The organism is Sphingopyxis sp. (assembly GCF_035944815.1).
Classification (GTDB): Bacteria; Pseudomonadota; Alphaproteobacteria; order Sphingomonadales; family Sphingomonadaceae; genus Sphingopyxis.
On sequence record NZ_DASZAU010000013.1, the window covers coordinates 154848 to 169815 of the forward strand.

The 14968-nt window shown below is 67.4% G+C and carries 15 protein-coding genes; 7 read left to right on the forward strand and 8 right to left on the reverse strand.

Annotated features, from left to right (window positions below):
- A complete protein-coding gene (gene metW, locus VGU00_RS18120) occupies positions 1 to 585 on the forward strand; it encodes a methionine biosynthesis protein MetW (RefSeq protein ID WP_327471053.1) in 585 nt (194 codons plus the stop codon).
- Position 586: 1 nt separating this feature from the next.
- Here metW and VGU00_RS18125 read toward each other — a convergent pair whose 3' ends face one another.
- Positions 587 to 1222, reverse strand: a complete 636-nt coding sequence (locus VGU00_RS18125; RefSeq protein ID WP_327471055.1) for a TetR/AcrR family transcriptional regulator — start codon at positions 1220 to 1222, stop codon at positions 587 to 589.
- A gap of 195 nt (positions 1223 to 1417) precedes the next feature.
- Here VGU00_RS18125 and VGU00_RS18130 point away from each other — a divergent pair, with 195 nt between their 5' ends.
- Entirely contained in the window at positions 1418 to 3781 is a 2364-nt protein-coding gene (locus VGU00_RS18130) for a TonB-dependent receptor (protein WP_414713572.1), read from the forward strand.
- A 47-nt stretch (positions 3782 to 3828) separates the two neighbouring features.
- Here the strand turns inward: VGU00_RS18130 and VGU00_RS18135 are convergent, their stop codons facing one another.
- From VGU00_RS18135 to hemC, 5 genes are read right to left on the reverse strand one after another with little or no spacing between them, the layout of a single operon-like run.
- Positions 3829 to 4950, reverse strand: a complete 1122-nt coding sequence (locus tag VGU00_RS18135; RefSeq protein ID WP_327471057.1) for a CaiB/BaiF CoA-transferase family protein — start codon at positions 4948 to 4950, stop codon at positions 3829 to 3831.
- Entirely contained in the window at positions 4943 to 6145 is a 1203-nt protein-coding gene (locus tag VGU00_RS18140) for an acyl-CoA dehydrogenase (protein WP_327471059.1), read from the reverse strand. The genes VGU00_RS18135 and VGU00_RS18140 overlap by 8 nt, the downstream gene beginning before the upstream one ends.
- A gap of 46 nt (positions 6146 to 6191) precedes the next feature.
- Positions 6192 to 7106 carry a mitofilin family membrane protein gene (locus VGU00_RS18145; RefSeq protein ID WP_327471061.1) on the reverse strand — a complete coding sequence of 305 codons (915 nt, stop codon included), beginning with the start codon at positions 7104 to 7106 and terminating at the stop codon, positions 6192 to 6194.
- A gap of 19 nt (positions 7107 to 7125) precedes the next feature.
- Positions 7126 to 7815: a uroporphyrinogen-III synthase gene (locus VGU00_RS18150; protein ID WP_327471063.1), complete on the reverse strand. Its 690-nt coding sequence runs from the start codon at positions 7813 to 7815 to the stop codon at positions 7126 to 7128.
- On the reverse strand, positions 7812 to 8759 hold the full coding sequence (gene hemC / locus VGU00_RS18155; protein WP_327471065.1) for a hydroxymethylbilane synthase: 948 nt from the start codon (positions 8757 to 8759) through the stop codon (positions 7812 to 7814). Before hemC ends, VGU00_RS18150 begins: the two co-directional genes overlap by 4 nt.
- A gap of 63 nt (positions 8760 to 8822) precedes the next feature.
- Between hemC and tsaD the strand changes: the two genes are divergently transcribed.
- From tsaD to VGU00_RS18170, 3 genes are all read left to right on the forward strand, one after another.
- A complete protein-coding gene (gene tsaD, locus VGU00_RS18160) occupies positions 8823 to 9857 on the forward strand; it encodes a tRNA (adenosine(37)-N6)-threonylcarbamoyltransferase complex transferase subunit TsaD (protein ID WP_327471067.1) in 1035 nt (344 codons plus the stop codon).
- Positions 9854 to 10861: an NAD(P)H-dependent glycerol-3-phosphate dehydrogenase gene (locus VGU00_RS18165; RefSeq protein WP_327471069.1), complete on the forward strand. Its 1008-nt coding sequence runs from the start codon at positions 9854 to 9856 to the stop codon at positions 10859 to 10861. The genes tsaD and VGU00_RS18165 overlap by 4 nt, the downstream gene beginning before the upstream one ends.
- A 76-nt stretch (positions 10862 to 10937) precedes the next feature.
- Positions 10938 to 12467, forward strand: coding sequence for a lipopolysaccharide biosynthesis protein (locus tag VGU00_RS18170; RefSeq protein ID WP_327471071.1), 1530 nt, complete (start codon positions 10938 to 10940; stop codon positions 12465 to 12467).
- 3 nt (positions 12468 to 12470) lie between these two features.
- Here VGU00_RS18170 and VGU00_RS18175 read toward each other — a convergent pair whose 3' ends face one another.
- Together VGU00_RS18175 and VGU00_RS18180 are read right to left on the reverse strand one after the other, a co-directional pair.
- Positions 12471 to 12728: a hypothetical protein gene (locus tag VGU00_RS18175; protein WP_327471073.1), complete on the reverse strand. Its 258-nt coding sequence runs from the start codon at positions 12726 to 12728 to the stop codon at positions 12471 to 12473.
- Between the two features lie 65 nt (positions 12729 to 12793).
- The gene (locus VGU00_RS18180) at positions 12794 to 13792 is read right to left on the reverse strand and encodes an adenosine kinase (RefSeq protein WP_327471075.1); all 999 of its coding nucleotides are present in this window, start codon (positions 13790 to 13792) and stop codon (positions 12794 to 12796) included.
- 109 nt (positions 13793 to 13901) lie between these two features.
- Between VGU00_RS18180 and VGU00_RS18185 the strand changes: the two genes are divergently transcribed.
- Together VGU00_RS18185 and VGU00_RS18190 are read left to right on the forward strand one after the other, a co-directional pair.
- The gene (locus VGU00_RS18185; protein ID WP_327471077.1) at positions 13902 to 14585 is read left to right on the forward strand and encodes an EI24 domain-containing protein; all 684 of its coding nucleotides are present in this window, start codon (positions 13902 to 13904) and stop codon (positions 14583 to 14585) included.
- Positions 14582 to 14962 (forward strand): hypothetical protein, encoded by a 381-nt coding sequence (locus tag VGU00_RS18190; RefSeq protein ID WP_327471079.1) that lies wholly within the window; start codon positions 14582 to 14584, stop codon positions 14960 to 14962. The genes VGU00_RS18185 and VGU00_RS18190 overlap by 4 nt, the downstream gene beginning before the upstream one ends.
- Positions 14963 to 14968: the final 6 nt, after the last annotated feature.

Sequence of the window (14968 nt, forward strand, 5' to 3'; positions counted from 1 at the left end):
ATGAAACTTCGCCCCGACCTTGCGATCATCGCCGACGCCGTCCCCCGCGCGGCGCGCGTGCTCGACGTCGGCTGTGGCGACGGCGAATTGATGGCGGCGTTGCAGGGCAAGGGCGTCGACGCGCGCGGGCTGGAGATAGATCCCGATAATGTCACCGCCGCAATCGCGCGCGGCCAGTCGGTCGTACAGGGCGACGCGAACCGCGACCTCGCCGACTATCCCGACGACGCGTTCGACTATGCGATCCTGTCGCAGACGCTGCAAACGACCGAACGGCCGGACAAGGTGGTCGACGAATTGCTGCGCATCGCGCCGCGCGCCTTCGTCAGCTTCCCGAATTTCGCGCACTGGCGCGTGCGGCTGGCGCTGCTGTGGGGCGGACGGATGCCGGTCACGCGGTCGATCCCGGTCGCCTGGTACGAAACCCCGAACATCCACCATGTGACGGTCAGCGATTTTCGCGACCTCGTCCGCGCCAAGGGCATCGGGGTCGAACGCGTCTGGCATCTTTCGGGCGACAAGCCCACCAGCGACGCCGCCGCAAGCTGGCGCGCCGAACATGCGATCTTCCTGATCTCCCGCTGAATCAGTCGCGGTTCTTCAATCCGTTTGCGAGCAGGTCGTTCGCGATACGCGCAATCTCGGCGATGTCGGTCTCGGTGTCCCACAAGCCGTAGCGCATCCCGAGGAACACGTTCATCCCGCCGATCGCCCAGGCGTGGATCTCGCTGACGTCGGGCCGGATTTCGCCGCGCGCCGCGCCCCCCTCGAGCCGCTGGCGGACACGCGCAACCGTCGTTTCATAGTGGCGGCGATAGCTCGCATAATCGACGAATTCGGCCTCGTCGATGATGCGGTAAATCTCCTTATGCTCGCGAACGAAGCCCAGATAGGATTCGAGCCCGATGCGTTCGGCGCTGATCTCGTCGGGCGCCGCCTGCACCAGCGGCGTCACATGGTCGCGAAGCTGCTCGCTCATATAGCGGACGAGCGCCTGGAAGATCTCCTCTTTCGAATCGAAATAGGTGTAAAAGCTGCCGAGCGCGGTTCCGGCGCGGCGCGTGATCGCGCTGATCGACGCTTCGTGGAAGCCGCGCTCGCCGAACTCGATCGCCGCCGCGTCGAGCAGCTTGCGTAACGTCCGGCGGCCGCGTTCGGTACGCGGCGTCTTGTCGCGCGCCTCGCTTGCCGCATTGTCTGTCGCGACTGGCGATTGATCCATATCGGCCCTCGTCTCCCTTCCGTCGCTGCATCGTGGCTTTTCCGCACCACAAGCAAGCAAAAAACGACGGCTGCATATTCCAAGTTGAAACTTGGTTCATGTTTCATTATTGGATGCGGCGCGGCTTGGCAAGCACCGGCCCAAGAAAAGCAGAAACAGGGTGACGCGGGGTCACCCGTGACATGGGAGACTCATATGCGTCCTTTCGCCCCCCGGCTGCGCCGCGCGGTCCTGGCCACCAGCGCCCTTTCGATGATCGCGTTCACGCCTGCCGCCTTCGCACAGGAAGAGGGCGCGAGCACCGACGCCAGCGATGGCGACATCGTCGTCACCGCCCGCCGCCGCGAAGAATCGCTGCTCGATGTGCCGATCGCGGTCACCGCCTATTCGGGCGCGGCGCTGGAGCAGTCGGGCGCGGCCGACATCACCGCCATTTCCGACACGACGCCCAACGTCACGCTGGAAAATTCGCGCGCGACCAATTCGACGCTCACCGCCTTCATTCGCGGCGTCGGCCAGCAGGATCCGGTGGGCGGGTTCGAGGCGGGTGTCGGCATTTATCTCGACGACGTCTACCTCAATCGCCCGCAAGCCGCGGTTCTCGACATCTATGATGTCGAACGAATCGAGATCCTGCGTGGCCCGCAGGGCACGCTATACGGCCGCAACACCATCGGCGGCGCGGTCAAATATGTCACCAAGACGCTGCCGCAGGATTTTTCGCTGAAGCTGCGTGCGACCTATGGCACCTATGACCAGGCAGAGGGCGTGCTCACCGTCAGTGCGCCGGTCGGCAACCTGCTCCGCGTCGGCGGGTCGGTTGCGCGCTTGTCGCGCGGCGGTTTTGGCAAGAATCTGACCACCGGGCTCGAAAATTATAACAAGGATGTCTGGGCAGGGCGCGGCACCGTCGAACTCGGCGGCTATGGCGAACCGGTGCTGATCCGCATTTCGGGCGATTATACCAAGGACAAGTCGCAGCCGCGCGGCGGCCATCGCCTGATCCGCAGCCTCCAGACCGGCACCCCCGTGCTCGACGACGTCTATGATACCCGCGGCGGCCTCGTCACGCCCAAGCAGGATATCGAGGCCTATGGTCTCGCGATGAACGTCTCGGCCGAACTGTCGGACACGGTCACGCTGCGCAGCATCAGCGCCTGGCGCAAGGACACCAGCTTCGGTCCGATCGATTTCGACGCGCTGCCGGCCGTCGATGTCGACGTTCCCGGAATCTACAAGAATGAGCAGATCAGCCAGGAATTCCAGCTGCTTTACGAAAGCGACCGGCTGAACGGCCTCGTCGGCTTCTATTATCTGAACGCCTCGGCCGTCACCAATTTCGACGTGCTGCTCTATACCACGGGCAACCTGCTCGGCTTCCCGCAATTTTCATCCTACACCGCGGGCACGGTGAAGACCGACACCTGGTCGGTCTTCGGCGATTTCACCTACGACATAACCGACCGGCTTTCGATCTCGCTGGGCGGTCGCTACACGTCGGACGTCCGCGACGCGCGTATCCTGAAGCAGCGCCGCATCCTCGGCCCCGACCCCGAACTCGGCGGCGTTGCTCCCATCGCGCTCGTCACCGATTCCGATTTCAGGGGGTCGCGCAAGTTCACCAAATTCACCCCGCGCGCCTCGATTTCGTTCAAGCCGACCGACGATCATCTGATCTACGCCTCCTACTCGAGCGGCTTCAAGGGCGGCGGCTTCGACCCGCGCGGCAACTCCACCGGCGCGCCCGACACCAACCGCGACGGCGTGCGCAGCTATGACGAGATTTTCAACTTCCTGACCTTCGACCCCGAAACGGTCGACAGCTACGAAATCGGATATAAGGGATCGCTGGCCGATGGCCGCCTGCGCCTCGCCATCACGGGCTTCCGCGCCGATTACAAGGATGTGCAGATCCCGGGCTCGGTCGGCGTCGACAATAATGGCGACGGCGTGTTCGAAACCTTCGCCGGGATTACCACCAACGCCTCGAAGGCGCGCCTGCAGGGTGTTGAAGTCGAAAGTTCCGCGACGCTGGCGCGCGATTTCGCCGGCGACGGATCGGCGATCAACCTGGCGGGAACGCTCGGCTATATCGATGGAAAATATCTGAAGTTCATCAACAATCTGGGCGTCGACGTCGCCGATTTCCGGCGCATCCAGAACACCCCCGAATGGACGGCATCGGGCACGCTGTCGGGACAGTTCCCGGGCTTCTCGGGCTCGATCAACGCGTCGACCACCCTCTCCTATCGCAGCAAGACCACCCAGTTCGAAACCCCGAGCCCGTTCCTCGACCAGAAGGGCTATGCGCTGTGGGACGCGAATCTGGTCTGGTCGTCGGGCGACGACAGCTTCTCGATCGGCCTCCATGCCAAGAACATCCTCGACAAGCAGTACAAGACGTCGGGCTATCAATTCATCGCCGTCAACCCGACGACGGGTGCGCCCATCCTGACGCAGGCCGGCAACGTCACGCCTGCGCTGGGGCAGGAAGGCGTGCTCACCGCTTTCTACGGCAACCCGCGCCAGGTCTTCGTCACCGGCACCGTCAAATTCTGATCTTTGGATAAGGGGGAGAAGGGGCGTCCGTCGCGGCGCCCCTTTTTCTATTGCGCGAGCGGCGGCGCCCCGCCCGGCGCCACCATCCGCTCGCCGTCGATGACGATCGGGCTCGCGACGCCGTCGACCGATGCGCCGTCGGGCCGGAAACGCATGCCGCGCGCGATCACCTGCGGATCCGCGAACACTTGCGCCAGGTCGTTAATCGGTCCCGCGGGCACGCCTTCGGCTTCGAGCGCGAGCGACAGCGGCTGCGCGTCCCACGCCGCGATCTTCGCCGCGAGCAGCGGGATCAGTTCGGCGCGGTTCGCGAGCCGCGCGGCATTGTTCACGAAACGCGGGTCGTCGGCCCATTCGGGCACGCCCAGAATATTGCAGAGCTTGCGATATTGCCCGTCGTTGCCGACCGCGATCACCAGCTGGCCGTCGGCGGTCGCAAAAACCTGATAGGGCACGACATTGACATGCGCATTGCCCATCCGTTTCGGCACGGCGCCGCTCGCAAGATAATTGGCCGCCTGATTGGCGAGCACCGCGACCTGCGAATCGAGCAGCGCCATGTCGACATGCGCGCCCGATCCGGTGACGTCACGGCGTCGCAGCGCGGCGAGGATCGCGACCGCCGAATACATGCCGGTGAAGATGTCGGCATAGGCGATACCGGCCTTTTGCGGCGCGCCGTCGGGCTCGCCGGTCAGCGACATGAAGCCGCTCATCGCCTGCACGATATAATCATAGCCCGCGCGGTGCGCATAAGGCCCCGTTTGTCCGAACCCCGTGATCGAACAGACGACGAGCCGCGGGAAATCGGTGCGCAGCCGCGCCGGATCGAGCCCATATTTGACGAGCCCCCCGACCTTGTAATTCTCGATGACGACATCGGCGGCGGCGAGCAGCGCGCGGACGGCCTCCTGTCCCTCCGCACGCGCGATATCGATCGCGACGCTGCGCTTGCCGCGGTTGCAGCTGTGATAATAGGCCGCGCCGAGATTTTCGCCGTCGGCGCCGGTGACGAAGGGCGGGCCCCACTCGCGCGTATCGTCGCCCGCGCCGGGCCGCTCGACCTTGACCACCTCGGCACCAAGGTCGGCGAGCAATTGCCCGCACCAAGGGCCCGCGAGCACCCGCGCCAGTTCGACGACGCGGATGCCCTCAAGCGGCTTAGGCAAAGGCCGAAATGCCCGTGATCGCGCGACCCAAAATCAGCGCATGGACGTCGTGCGTGCCCTCATAGGTGTTCACCGTTTCGAGGTTCACCGCGTGGCGGATCACATGATAGTCGGCCGAAATCCCGTTGCCGCCGTGCATATCGCGCGCGACGCGTGCTATATCGAGCGCCTTGCCGCAATTGTTGCGCTTCAGGAGGCTGATCGCGTCGGGAACGAGCCGGCCCTCGTCGATCAGCCGGCCGACGCGGAGCGCAGCCTGCGTGCCGAGCGCGATTTCGGTGAGCATGTTGGCGAGCTTCAGCTGGACGATCTGGTTCGCCGCGAGCGGGCGCCCGAACTGCTTGCGCTCGCCGGTATAATTGCGCGCCGCTTCATAGCAGAATTCGGCTGCACCCATCGCGCCCCAGCCGATGCCGTAACGTGCGCGGTTGAGACAGCCGAACGGGCCCTTGAGGCCCGATACGTGCGGCAGCAGCGCATCTTCGCCGACTTCGACGCCGTCCATGACGATTTCGCCGGTGACAGAGGCGCGCAAGCTCACCTTGCCCTCGATCTTCGGCGCCGACAGGCCCTTCATGCCCTTTTCGAGCACGAAACCGCGGATCGCGCCGTCATGCGCCTCCGACTTCGCCCAGACGACGAAGACGTCGGCGATCGGCGAATTGGTGATCCACATCTTCGCGCCCTTGAGGCGGTATCCGCCCTCGATCTTTTCGGCACGCGTACGCATCCCGCCGGGGTCGCTGCCGGCGCCGGGTTCGGTCAGGCCGAAACAACCGACGAGCTCGCCCGACGTCAGCCCGGGCAGATATTTGCGCTTCTGTTCCTCGCTGCCATAGGCGTTGATCGGGTGGATCACGAGGCTGCTCTGTACCGAACAGGCCGAACGATAGCCCGAATCGATGCGTTCGACCTCGCGGGCGATCAGGCCGTAGCTGACATAGTTGAGGCCCGCGCCGCCATATTCGGGATCGATCGTCGCGCCGAGCAGGCCAAGCTGACCCATTTCGGACATGATCTCGCGGTCGAACCGTTCGTCGAGAAACGCCGAGGTCACGCGCGGCAACAACGCATCGGTCGCATAGGACCGCGCGGTGTCGCGCACCATCCGCTCTTCTTCGCTAAGCTCGGCGTCGAGCTGGAGGGGATCGAGCGGGTCGAGCGCTTCGATGCGCTGCGGGTCGGCGAGGGCCATGGAACGGGCTTTCTCTAAAGGGCGGGCAGCCCTTACGGAATGCGCGCTACGGGGTCGGTGCGGCCGTTTTGGGGGCCATTGCGGCAGCGGGGCTGTCGCGCGGCTCCAATATCGCCGCGGTCTCGATCAGGTCAAGCGCGCGCCGCGCTTCATGATAGCGCCGCGCATCGATCAGCCAGTCGGTCGCCGCCGCCGAGCCGGGCATGGCTTCGACCTCGGCAATCGCCTTGTCGGCCTGCCCCCCCGCGAGATAGCGCCGCGCGCGCTCGAGCCGTTCGGACGCCCGCGGCGACTGGGTCCCCGCCGCCCGAACGACGAACAATTCGCCCAGTTCGCGGCGAAGCCCGGTCCACAGGCTGCCGTTTCCGTCGCCACCGCGCCCGACGAGCTGCGGCGCCAGCGTGTCGAGTTCGGCGCGCAGCTGTTCGAGCGTCACCGGTTCGCGCGACGTGTCGATGATCGTTTTCACGGCATTGGGCTGGTCGTCGCCAAAGCGCAGGCGGAGCTGCGCGTCGAGATAGCCGAGCGACAGCCCGCGATCGAGCGCGCGGCGCACGGCAAAGGCGACGAGCAGCCCTTCGGCGCGCGACGCATTGCCCGACGCCGATTCGGCTTCGAGCGTGATGCGCGAGAGCCGCTGTTCGAGTTCGGCCACACGCGCCGCGAGCGCATTGGCGCCGTCGACGGGCGCCACGACCATCGCCGGGTCGGCAACGGCGTTTTTGGCGTCGCCGCCGGCGACCATGATCGGCGTCGGTGCCCCGCCTGGCGATTCGATCATTTTCGTGACCGGGATGCTGTCAGTTCCCGTCAGCCAGCGGTTCACCGCCCAGCCGCCAGCGACAATGCCGATCAGGAGCAGGAGGAAGCCGCCAATGGCGAGAGCGCGAAACGATAGCCCCCTCGCCGGAACCGCCTCGTCCTTGGCGGGCAAGGAGGTATCGATGCTGTCGATTGCCATGTTTCTCTTTCGAACGACCCTATTTCGGGACCTTGTGCCACAAAGCATGCGCCTGTGCCAACATTGCGGCATCGTCGGGCTGTCCCGCGATGGCGATCGCACCCCAGCCATCGCCGGCGGCGGCGGCCACCTTCGGGCTGATCGCGACGAGCGCCAGATGCCCGCGTGCGGTACCGGCCAGCTCCGAAATATAGGCGGCCGCGCGCACCGAATGCGCCAGCAGCATCGCTGGCGCGGCGATCAGCCCGGCCCATGCATCGGGCGGGGCGATCCGGTCGACGGCATGGCAGGGCAGCGGTGTGAGCGCCGCGCTACCTGCGCCCAATTCCGTCCGGTCGCGCCCGCAAAGCCATAATATCCTGCGGATATTTCGCGACGTCATGGCATCAAGAAGCAGCTGCACATCGGCCGTTCCGGCCATCGCCACCGTCAATCCTGTGGCATTGGCGGCATCCGCCGTCGCCGCGCCCACGGCATAGACGGGCAAGGACGCAAGCGAAGCAAGCCCCGGCCCCGCCAGCCGCGCCGCGGACGCGCTGGTGAGCAATAGCGCGTCGAAATCCGCTGGCGGCGGCGCGGTCCATTCCAGTGGCCGCGCGGCAAAAAGCGGCATGGCGCGGGCGTCGAAACCCATCGCGCGCGCGCGCTCGACCGTCGCGCTATTGCCCGGTTCGGGCCGTGTGACGATCAGCGGGCGGCTGCCCGTCATGCGCCGAACAGGCGCCGGACGCTGTCGGGTGCGCCGCCGAGCAAACGGTGCGCGAGATCCCCGGCCGCCGCCACATCGTCGGCGGCGACATGACCCGCGCAATGATCGGCACCGTCGTCCGAGAAGATTTCGGCATCGAGACGCAGCGTGCCATCGCCCTGCCAGCTGGCATGCGCGGCGACGGGTGATCGGCAATCGCCGCCCAGCGCCGCAAGAAAGGCGCGCTCGGCAGCGACCGCCCGGTGCGTCGGTTCATGGTCGATCGCGGCCAGCAACGCGCGGGTCGCGCTATCGTCCGCGCGGCATTCGATCCCGATCGCTCCCTGCGACGCCGCGGGCAGCAACATGCCGGCGTCCTGCACCGACCCGACGTCATGCATGCCGAGCCGGTCGAGCCCTGCCGCCGCGAGCAGCGTCGCATCGGCATCGCCGCCCGCGATCTTGGCGAGCCGCGTCGCGACATTGCCGCGCAGCAGCACCGTTTCGAGGTCGGGCCGGATCCGCTTCACCTGCGCCGCGCGGCGCGGGCTGCTGGTGCCGAGCCGCGCGCCGTGCGGCAGGTCGGCGATCGTCGCCGCAGATATTCCCTCGCGCACGACCAGCCGGTCGCGCGGGTCGGCACGCTCGAGCATCGCGCCGAGGAAAAAGCGCGCGTCGCGGAGCGTTTCGACATCCTTCAGCGAATGGACAGCGATATCGATCGTCCCCGCGTCGAGCGCGGCGTCGAGTTCGCGCGTCCACAGCGCCTTGCCGCCGACCTCGGCGAGCGCGCGGTCCTGAATCCGGTCGCCGGTCGCTGTCATCGGTACGATTTCGAGCGCCGCCATGTCGATACCATGGCTGGCAATCAGCGCCGCCGCCGCCATATGGGCTTGGGCCATCGCCAGCGGCGAAGCCCTTGTGCCGATGCGCAAGGGCATTTCGGGGGTAGGAAGAGAACTCATCCGCCCGCTGCTAGCGCGGCTTGCCCTCGCGATAAAGGGGCGGGTAAAGGAGCGCGCGACAATATGACCCTGATCCTTGGCCTTGAATCGAGCTGCGACGAAACCGCGGCGGCGCTCGTCGACAGCGAACGGCGCATTTTGGCGCACCGTGTCGCGGGGCAGGAAGCCGAGCACAAGCCCTTTGGCGGCGTCGTTCCCGAGATTGCCGCGCGCGCGCACGTCGACCGGCTCGCGCCGATCGTCGAGGGCGTCCTCGCCGACGCTGGCGTATCGCTCGCCGACGTCGACGCGATCGCCGCCACCGCCGGGCCGGGGCTCATCGGCGGCGTCATGGTGGGGCTGGTGACGGGCAAGGCGCTCGCGCACGCCGCGAACAAGCCGCTGATCGCGGTCAACCATCTCGAAGGCCATGCACTCAGCCCGCGTCTCGCCGATGCCACGCTCGAATTCCCCTATCTGCTGCTGCTCGTCTCGGGCGGGCATTGCCAGTTGCTGCTTGTGCGCGGCGTCGGCGATTACCGCCGCCTCGCGACGACGATCGACGATGCCGCAGGCGAGGCCTTCGACAAGACCGCAAAACTGCTCGGGCTCGGCTATCCCGGCGGGCCTGCCGTCGAACGGGTCGCGCGCGACGGCAATCCCGGCGCGATCCCCTTCCCCCGCCCGCTCGTGGGCCGCGCCGAGCCGCATTTTTCCTTCGCGGGACTGAAGAGCGCGGTCGCGCGCGCCGTCGCATCGGGCGAACATAGCGTCGCCGACCTCGCCGCTTCCTTCCAGCAAGCGGTCGTTGACTGCCTTGTCGACCGCAGCCGCATCGCGCTTGCTGCGTGCCCCGAAGCGACCGCCTTCGTCGTCGCGGGCGGGGTCGCTGCCAACGGCGCGATCCGGAGCGCGCTGACCGACCTGGCCGCCGCCCATGACAAAAGATTCGTCGCGCCGCCGCTCTGGCTCTGCACCGACAATGGCGCGATGATCGCCTGGGCAGGCGCCGAGCGCTTCGCCGCCGGGCTCACCGATCCGCTCGACATGCCCGCACGCCCGCGCTGGCCGCTCGATCCCGATGCCGAGGCGGTGCGCGGCGCCGGAGTCAAGGCATGACGCGTGAAAGCATGACGCCCTATTCGAAATTCGGCGTGGTCGGCGGCGGCGCGTGGGGCACCGCGCTCGCGCAGCTTCTCGCCGCCGACGGCGCGCCGGTGCGCCTGTGGGCGCGCGAGGCCGATGTCGTTGCCGCGATCAACGGCGAGCACCGCAACCCGGTCTTCCTGCCCGGCGCGCCATTGTCGCCGTCGCTGACTGCCACCACCGACCTTCGCGAGATGGCGGACCTCGACGCGCTGCTGGTCGTCGTCCCGGTCCCCTTCCTGCGCGCCGTGCTTGCCGACCTTCCGCCGGGCGGCGCGCCGCTGATCTTCTGCAGCAAGGGGATGGAGGCGGGCAGTTTCGCCTTTCCGATCGACATGGCGCGCGACATCGCGCCGCAGCGGCCGCACGCGGTGCTGTCGGGGCCGACCTTCGCGCATGAAGTCGCCGCCGGCCTCCCCACCGCGATTACCCTCGCGGCGACCGACGCGGCCGTCGCCACCGGTCTCGCGCAGGCGCTCGCGCGCCCGCATTTTAGGCCCTATGTCTCGACCGACGTCGTCGGCGCCGAGATCGGCGGCGCGGTCAAGAATATCCTCGCGATCGCGTGCGGCATCGTCGACGGCGCCGGACTCGGACTCAACGCACGCGCCGCGCTGATCAGCCGCGGCTTTGCCGAAATGACGCGCTTCGGCCTGTCGCGCGGCGCACAGGCCGAAACGCTTGCCGGGCTTGCCGGCCTCGGCGACCTCGTGCTCACCTGCACCTCGTCCAATTCGCGTAACTTCGCGCTCGGCCAGGGGCTCGGCCGCGGCGAAGAGGCGGCCCATCTGATGGCCGACCGCCGCACCGTCGCCGAAGGCGCGTTCAGCGCGCCCGTGGTGGCAGCCGCCGCGCGCGCCGACGGTATCGACATGCCGATCACCGATACCGTCGCGCGTCTCGTCGCGGGCGAAACGCGCGTCGCCGACGCCATTCAGGCATTGCTCAGCCGACCGCTGCGATCCGAAGGCCGATGAAATGCCGCACACAATTGCCTGCCCCCCTCGACCGCGCTAGACTGCACGGCAGGGCGAAGCAGAAGGGGCGCGAGGCTTGAGCCAGACGGACAGCGCAGCCGCGCCTGCTTCGCCGGACGATCCCCCGCGGGACGCGGACACGGCGGCCCTCGCCAAGGGTGGGCGCACCAACTTCTTCGGTTTTATCCTCCGCCTCGTCGCGCGCCTGCCCTTCCTTTATGTGGCGGGCCGCTGGTACGGACCCGAAGCCGTCGGCCGTTTCGCCTTTGCCGTGCTCGTCATCGAACTCGTCGCGCAGCTCGCGACGCTGGGGCTCAAGCGCGGCCTCGCCGAACAGCTGAGCGCTCCCGGCGCCGATCACCGCACGGTCGTCTGGGACGGCATGTTCGTCGCCTTCATCGCGTCGGCGGCGGGCTCGCTGCTCCTCGCACTATTCCCGCAAATCATGTTTCCGTCGGGCGGCATCGACGGCACCGATCGCTGGATGGCACTGCTCGTCTTCGCGATCGCGGGAACCGATATCGCGCTCGCCGCCTGTGCCTATAAATTCGACATCGGCGCGACGGTGCGCGCGCGCGCGATCGTCGAACCCTGGGTGATCAGCGCCGCGGCCGCAGGATTCTGGTTCGTTTCGGTCCGCGACGGGCTCATGCTTTCCTATGCCGCGGCGATGGTCGGCGCCTTCCTGACCGCGCTGATCCCGATGCTCCGCCATTATGGCGGGCCGCAAGGGTGGCAGCCGCACCCCGCCCACCTGATCGCAGTTGCGCGGCGCAACGCTCCGCTTGCCGCCGCCGACGCGATCGAATGGGGCACGCGCCGGCTCGACCTCTTCATCCTCGGCCAGTTCACCTCGCCGACGATCTACGGCATCTATTATATGGCGCAGCAGGTCGCCTCGCTGCCGCAGAAGCTCAAGACCAGCTTCGAACCGATCCTCGGCCCCGTGATCACGCGCAACCTCGCCGAAAAGCGGCTTGCCGCCGTGGCGGCACAAGTGAGCCAGGTCGGTTTCTGGATCATCGCCGCACAGGCCGGCGTCGCGCTCGCGCTCGGTATCCCGGGCGAGGCGGTGATGGGCCTCGTCGGCCCCGAATTCGTCAGCGGCACGGCGGCGCTCGCCTTCCTGCTCGCCGCCGAAGTCGTCGCGGCGACCGCGGTCGTCAGCGAAGCCGCGCTCGTTTATGTCGCGCGCCACCGCAATTTGCTCATCAGCATCGCCACGCTCGCGCTGCAAGCCGCCCTCAGCGTCGCGCTGATACTGGTCGCGCAATCGATGGGCCTGCCGCCCATCTATTACGCCGGCGCGGTCGCGCTCGCGCTGATGCTCGCACTCGGTTTCGCGTCGGTCGTCAAGGCGCGCCTGCTTGCGCGCGTGCTCGGAGCGCCGGTGAACAGCCTGCGTTGGGCGCTCGTCTGGGCCACCGCCGGCGCCGCGGTGCTTGGCTGGGGCGCGACGCAGCTTCCCGAATGGGCCGAGCTGCTGATCGGCGTGCCCTTCATCCTCGGCGTTTACGCCTGGCTGATCTGGACGCGCGGCTTCGGTCCCGCCGACCGGGCGCTGTTCAAGAAGGACCCCGACCCGGCCGCAGCCCCGGCCACCTGACCGCTATTCGACCGCCTTCTGGGCCGCGTCGCCGACATCTTCGGCGGCATTGCCGACCTTTTGCGCCGCCTCGGTGATCGCTCCGCTCTGCGCCTTGTCGTTGGCGAGGAACTGGAAGGCGAAAAAGGCGGCGATCAGGATCGCGGCGAGAAAGATCAGGCCAAGGCCCATACCGCCGCGACGTCGCGGTTCGCGATCGATGACGGTGGTGGTGTGCGTCGTCCCGTCGGGATCGCGCGTGGTGTGGATTTCGTCGGCCATGTGAAAAAGCCTCCTATGCCAGTGATGCGGCATAGGACGCTCTAGGGGGCAAGAAGTTCCGGGACCTATCCCAGTCGCGCCGCGACCTTCGCCTTGAGGTCGACCTGCGCGCGCGGTCCGACCTGCGCGATGATTTCGCGCGCGCACACCGCGCCCATCGTCAGGCAATCCCTGATCGAGCGACCTTCGGCAAGGCCCGAGAGGAAACCGGCCGCGAACAGGTCGCCCGCGCCCGTCGTGTCGACGACGGTCTCGATCGGCTCGGCACCGACCGAGGTCCGCTCGCCGCCCTGAAGCGCGATTGCGCCGTCCGAACCGCGCGTGACGACGAGCAGCGGAACCTGCGGCGCGATCTTGGCGACCGCCGCCTCGAAATCCTCGGTTTCGGCGAGCGCGCAGATCTCGACCTCGTTCGCGAACAAGATGTCGAACAGGCCTTCGCCGATCAGCTTGCGGAAATCTTCGCCATGGCGATCGATGATGAAGGCGTCGGACAGGGTGAAGGCGACCTTGCGCCCTGCCGCGCGCGAGACGTCGATCGCACGGCGCATCGCCGCGCGCGACAGCTCGGGATCCCACAGATAGCCTTCGAGATAGAGGATTTCCGAATCGGCGATCCAGTCTTCGTCGATCATCCGCTGTTCGAGCAGGTGGCTCGCGCCGAGGAAGGTGTTCATCGTGCGCTGGCCGTCGGGGGTGACGAGAATCAGGCAGCGCGCGGTCGGTGCGCCTTCTTTGAGCGCGGGGGTTTCATAGGCGACGCCGAGCGCGCGCAGGTCGTGGGTAAAGACATGGCCCAGCTGGTCGTCGGCGACCTGCCCGATGAACGCGCAGCGTTCGCCGAGCGCCGCCATGCCCGCGAGCGTGTTCGCCGCGCTGCCGCCCGAAACCTCGACCGCCGGCCCCATCGCCGCATAGAGCCGTTCGGCCTCTTCGCCGTCGATCAGCCGCATCGATCCCTTGGTCAGGCCTTCGGCCTCGATCAGCGCGTCGTCGGCGCGGGCAAGAACGTCGACGATCGCATTGCCGATGGCGACGACATCGAAACGGGCGGTGGCGGCCATGAAAAATCCTGTGCTGTATGGGAAAAGCTGCGCGCGCCTTTAGTGGGGCGCGCCGCCCAAGGCAAGCGGAAGCCTTGACGAACGCCCCGCCCGCGCGCCATCCCGTCGCATGGCTCGCGCGCTTCAGGCTTTCCTCCTCGCCTTTCGGGATCTCGACAATCCGTGCGTGCTGCGCGTCCTCGCGCAAAGTCTTGCGCTCACGCTGCTGATCTTCATCGCCGCGGGCACCGCGATCTTCTTCGGCGCGCGCTGGGCGCTCGCGCATTGGCAATGGCTCGGCGCCGACGGGCTCGACATGGCGGGGATATTGATCGTCCTCGTGCTGATCGCCGGCAGCTGGCTACTGTTTCGCGCCGTCGCGATCGTCGTCGTCGGCCTGTTCGCCGACGGCATCGTCGCCGATGTCGAGGGACGCCACTATCCCGCCGCCGCGGCCTGTGCTTGCGATGTCGGCTGGCGCCAGAATATCGCACTCGCACTCGCCTCGCTGGGGCGGTTGATCGGCGGCAACCTGCTTGCGCTGCCCGTCTACATCCTCTTGCTCGTCACCGGAATCGGGACGCCGATCTTCGCCCTGCTCGTCAACGCCCTGCTGCTCGGCCGCGATCTCGAGGCAATGGTGCTCGCGCGCCACCCCGACCGACCGCAGTTCGACCGGTCGGCGCGCTGGTCGATGGGCCTGCTGTCCGCCGCAAGCTTCGTGGTGCCCGTCGCCAATCTGTTGGCGCCTATCCTGAGCGCCGCTATGGCCGTGCACATGCTGCACCTGCGCAATGGGGACCCGAAAAAATGATCGAAAACCGCCACCTGGCCGCCATCGCCGGCCTTGCCCTGATGCTCGGTGCCTGCGCAGGTCCCGCGATTCCCCGCGCGACGCCGCCGAAGCCGCCTTCGTCGACGGCCCCCATCGCCTCGCCGCGCCCCGTCCAGAACAACAGCCTGATCGGCCACAGCGCCAGTGCGGCGCTCGGCCTGTTCGGCAAACCCCGGCTCGACGTCGCCGAGGGATCGGGTCGCAAGCTACAGTTCGCCGGCGCCGCCTGTATCCTCGACGTCTATTATTATGCGCCGAAACAGGGCGCCGATCCGCTGGCGACCCATGTCGACGCGCGCACGCCCGACGGACGCGATGCCAATGTGCCGAGCTGTATCGAGGCGCTGCGCAAATAGGCTGAC

Excerpts from the sequence above, each read along its gene's own strand:
- metW (WP_327471053.1), top strand. The coding sequence starts at position 1 with ATGAAACTTCGCCCCGACCTTGCGATCATCGCCGACGCCGTCCCCCGC.
- VGU00_RS18125 (WP_327471055.1), bottom strand. The coding sequence starts at position 1,222 with ATGGATCAATCGCCAGTCGCGACAGACAATGCGGCAAGCGAGGCGCGC.
- VGU00_RS18130 (WP_414713572.1), top strand. The coding sequence starts at position 1,418 with ATGCGTCCTTTCGCCCCCCGGCTGCGCCGCGCGGTCCTGGCCACCAGC.
- VGU00_RS18140 (WP_327471059.1), bottom strand. The coding sequence starts at position 6,145 with ATGGCCCTCGCCGACCCGCAGCGCATCGAAGCGCTCGACCCGCTCGAT.
- VGU00_RS18145 (WP_327471061.1), bottom strand. The coding sequence starts at position 7,106 with ATGGCAATCGACAGCATCGATACCTCCTTGCCCGCCAAGGACGAGGCG.
- VGU00_RS18150 (WP_327471063.1), bottom strand. The coding sequence starts at position 7,815 with ATGACGGGCAGCCGCCCGCTGATCGTCACACGGCCCGAACCGGGCAAT.
- hemC (WP_327471065.1), bottom strand. The coding sequence starts at position 8,759 with ATGAGTTCTCTTCCTACCCCCGAAATGCCCTTGCGCATCGGCACAAGG.
- tsaD (WP_327471067.1), top strand. The coding sequence starts at position 8,823 with ATGACCCTGATCCTTGGCCTTGAATCGAGCTGCGACGAAACCGCGGCG.
- VGU00_RS18165 (WP_327471069.1), top strand. The coding sequence starts at position 9,854 with ATGACGCGTGAAAGCATGACGCCCTATTCGAAATTCGGCGTGGTCGGC.
- VGU00_RS18175 (WP_327471073.1), bottom strand. The coding sequence starts at position 12,728 with ATGGCCGACGAAATCCACACCACGCGCGATCCCGACGGGACGACGCAC.
- VGU00_RS18180 (WP_327471075.1), bottom strand. The coding sequence starts at position 13,792 with ATGGCCGCCACCGCCCGTTTCGATGTCGTCGCCATCGGCAATGCGATC.
- VGU00_RS18185 (WP_327471077.1), top strand. The coding sequence starts at position 13,902 with ATGGCTCGCGCGCTTCAGGCTTTCCTCCTCGCCTTTCGGGATCTCGAC.
- VGU00_RS18190 (WP_327471079.1), top strand. The coding sequence starts at position 14,582 with ATGATCGAAAACCGCCACCTGGCCGCCATCGCCGGCCTTGCCCTGATG.